The following is a 2,599-nucleotide window of genomic DNA, read 5'->3' as shown; positions in this document are numbered from 1 at the left end:
GCACACGCCCACCCCTTCCGCCGCTGAAGCGCACCACCCCGACCTGGACTGGCTCCGGGTGATGGCCATCGTGCTGCTGCACCTGTTCCACACGGGGATGATGTTCAACACCTGGGACTGGCACCTGAAGAGCCCCGTCGCGCTGCCGGTGCTGGAGCCCACCATGGGGGTGCTGCACCTGGTGCGGATGCCGCTCCTGATGCTCATCTCCGGCGCGGGCACCGCGTTCGCGCTGCGCCGGCGCACGCTGGGCGCCTTCGCGAAGGACCGGACGCTGCGGCTGTTCCTGCCGCTGGTGTTCGGCATGTTCGTGGTGGTGCCGCCGCAGATCTACGTGGAGCGGGTGTTCCGGGGTCAGTTCCAGGGCAGCTACGCCGCGTTCTACCCGACGGTGTTCAACTTCGTGCCCTACCCTGCCGGCAGCTTCAGCTGGCACCATCTGTGGTTCGTGGCCTACCTGTTCGTCTACTGCCTCCTCGCCCTGCCCCTCTTCGCGGCGCTGCGCACTGCGCGGGGCGAACGGTTCCTCGCGCGCGCGGACGCGTGGCTGTCGAGCGGGTGGAACGTGGCGTGGCTCGTCGTGCCACTCCTGCTCAACAGGATACTGCTGCGCGACTTTCCGGAGACGCACGCCCTCCGCGATGATCCGCGCACCTTCCTGCACTACGGCCTGTTGTTCTTCTACGGCCACCTGATGGGCCGCTGCCCCGGGGTCTGGACGCGGCTGGTGGCGCTGCGGCGCGGGATGGCGGCCTTCGCCGCGGCGGTGCTGGTGGCGGCGATCGCCGTGGAGTCGCTCCCGCCCGTGGCGGAGATGGCGGTGGGGAGCGTCTTCCTCTGGAGCACGCTGCTGGCGGTGCTGGGTTACGCGCGTCAGCACGTGCGCGCCTCGTCGCCGTGGCTCCAGCGGGCGCAGGCGCTGTCGTACCCGTTCTACATCTTCCACCAGACGGTCATCCTCGTCGTGGGCCTCGTCCTGCTGCACCTTCCCGTGGGCCCGTGGGCGCTTTTCGGCGCGGTGCTCGCCGTGTCCTTCGCCGTCACGTGGGCCCTGAGCGAGGGCGTCTCGCGCGTGTCGTGGCTGCGGCCCTTCTTCGGCCTGAAGACGCGGACCTCCCAGCGGGCCGCCACCCTGGCCCCCGGGACGGTGGGGTGAGCGCCTTGTCCGGCCCCGGCCCCGAGCCCATGTCCCTTCGCTGGCGCTGGCCGCGCTTGAGCGCCCGTCGGGCGCTGAAGGTGCTCGGGTTTTGCGTGGCCCTGGGGGTATGGCAGGGCAGCGCGGTGCGGCTGTCGCAGCTCTCCAGGCGCGATCCGGGCCCTTGGGCCCCCCCGTTCATCTGGGAGGTGACGAGCGCGCTGGCCGTCGCGCTGCTGCTTCCGCTGATGATCACGGCGGTCCTCAACGCGCCGGGCCCCCGCGTGGGCTGGGGCCGCTTCCTGGGCATCCACCTGGGCGCCTATGCGCTATTCACCACGGTGCACGTCGCGGTGATGACGGCGCTCCGGCACGGGGCCTACGCGCTCCTGGGGCTGGGGGCGTACGACTTCGGGGAGCCCACCTACCAGCTCCCGATGGAGGCCCAGAAGGACCTCATCAGCTACGCGCTCATCTTCGCCGTCATCTCGCTGCAGGCCGCGTGGCGGGAGCGTCAGGAGCGGGCCCTGCGCGCGGCGTCGCTGGAGGGCGAACTCCGGGCCGCGCAGCTCCAGTCGCTCACCGGCCAGTTGCACCCGCACTTCCTCTTCAACGCGCTGAACACCATCAGCTCCGTGATGTACGAGGACCTGCCGCGCACGGACCGGCTCCTGAGTGACCTGGGGCAGCTGCTGCGGGCCAGCCTGGAGCGCACGGAGCCCACCTGGACGTTGGGCGAGGAGCGGCTGCACACCGAGCGCTTCATCGCGCTGCTGACGGCCCGCTTCGGGGACCGGCTGACCGTGCGCTGGGATATCGAAGCTGGAGCAGAGGCGGGGCTGGAGGCGCAGCGCGTGCCGTGCTTCGCGCTGCAGACGCTGGTGGAGAACGCGGTGAAGCACAACCAGGACCTGCGCGCGCCGCTGGAGGTGCGCATCCGCGGCCGTGCCCAGGGCCCGCGCTGGATGCTGGAGGTGGAGGACACCGGGCGCGGCTTTGGCGCCGCGTCCCCTGCCGCGGGGCCGGGCGTGGGGCTCGCGCAGCTGGGGCGGGTGCTGGCGCTGCTGCATGGCGACCGGGCGGACCTGGTGCGCGGCGCGGGGCCGGAGGGCGGCGCCCGGGTGACGGTGTGGCTGCCCCGGGAGGCTTCGTCATGAGGGTGTTCCGCGTGTTGGTGGTGGACGACGAGGCGCCCGCGAGGGCGAAGGTGCGGCGCCTGCTGACGGCCGACGCGCGCTTCACCGCGGTGGGCGAGGCCACGGACGGCACGGAGGCGCTCGCGCGCATCGAGGCGCTGCGGCCGGACCTGGTGGTGCTCGACGTGCAGATGCCCGGCCTCACCGGCTTCGAGGTGCTGGAGGCGCTGGGGCCGGAGGCGTGCCCGGCGGTCATCTTCTCCACCGCCTACGAACGCTTCGCGCTCCAGGCCTTCGAGGCCCACGCGGCGGACTACCTGCTCAAGCC

At 72.1% G+C, this 2,599-nt stretch carries 3 protein-coding genes; all 3 read left to right on the top strand.

Annotated elements, in window-relative coordinates; all coding sequences use genetic code 11:
• Nucleotides 1-43: 43 nt before the first annotated feature.
• On the top strand, nt 44-1,156 hold the full coding sequence (locus D7V97_RS42095; protein WP_233583589.1) for an acyltransferase: 1,113 nt from the start codon (nt 44-46) through the stop codon (nt 1,154-1,156).
• The gene (locus D7V97_RS42090; RefSeq protein WP_233583588.1) at nt 1,153-2,292 is read left to right on the top strand and encodes a sensor histidine kinase; all 1,140 of its coding nucleotides are present in this window, start codon (nt 1,153-1,155) and stop codon (nt 2,290-2,292) included. The genes D7V97_RS42095 and D7V97_RS42090 overlap by 4 nt, the downstream gene beginning before the upstream one ends.
• On the top strand, nt 2,289-2,599 hold a 311-nt coding region (locus D7V97_RS42085; RefSeq protein ID WP_120616145.1), incomplete at its 3' end, for a LytTR family DNA-binding domain-containing protein. The genes D7V97_RS42090 and D7V97_RS42085, both read left to right, overlap by 4 nt.

This window comes from Corallococcus sp. CA053C (assembly GCF_003611675.1).
In the GTDB taxonomy this organism is placed as follows: domain Bacteria; phylum Myxococcota; class Myxococcia; order Myxococcales; family Myxococcaceae; genus Corallococcus.
This window is presented reverse-complemented; position numbering and strand designations above follow the sequence as displayed.